The sequence below is a fragment of the Gordonia sp. 852002-50816_SCH5313054-c genome (genome assembly GCF_001665925.1).
Taxonomy (GTDB): domain Bacteria; phylum Actinomycetota; class Actinomycetes; order Mycobacteriales; family Mycobacteriaceae; genus Gordonia; species Gordonia jacobaea.
Genome location: NZ_LZTE01000030.1, coordinates 1 through 842 on the forward strand (window position 1 = coordinate 1; position 842 = coordinate 842).

General features: G+C 62.9%; 1 protein-coding gene. It reads right to left on the bottom strand.

What is annotated here, in order from left to right; translation table 11 throughout:
- Window positions 1-842: phosphopantetheine-binding protein (locus A5788_RS05640; RefSeq protein WP_156525452.1), on the bottom strand; the 842-nt coding region annotated here is incomplete at both ends.

Consider the following 842-nt stretch of genomic DNA (forward strand, 5'->3'; position numbering starts at 1 on the left):
GGTTGATGAACCACATCCGCGATTGCGCAGCGGATAGTGGCACCCGCGCCGGTCGCGCCACCGCTGTCACGCGGGGCAGCATCTGGTCGCGGCCTTCGATTGCCTCGGCGAGTTCTTCGACGGTAGGTGCATCAAACACATCACGCACCGACACCGACACCCCGAACACATCCGCCACCCCAGCAGCCACCCGCATCGCCGACAACGAATTACCGCCCAACAAGAAAAACGACTCCCCCAACCCCACCCGCGACACACCCAACACCCGCTCAAACACCTGCGCCACCAACACCTGCGACGACGACACCGGCGCCACAAACCCCACCTCCGCCACCACCACCGGCGGCAACGCCCGACGATCCAACTTCCCCGAACTGTTCAACACCAACTCATCAGTGACCACCCACACCGACGGACACATATAACCCGGCAACACCCCAGACACATACTCGCCCACCACATCCACATCCACCGACCCCGGCGACACATACCCCACCAACTGCTGACCACCACCACCATCAACCACCGCACACACCGCATGCACCACACCCGGCGCCGCAGCAACCACCGCCTCCACCTCACCCAACTCCACCCGCTGCCCACGCAACTTCACCTGAAAATCCGTACGCCCCAAATACTCGATCTCCCCACCAACACCCCACCGCACCAAATCACCCGTCCGATACAACCGCGAACCCCCACCACCAAACGGATCCGCCACAAACCGCTCAGCACTCAACCCCGCACGCGACGCATACCCACGCGCCACCTGCACACCACCCAAATACAACTCACCAGGCACACCAGGCGGCACCACACCCAACCGCGCATCCAACACATAC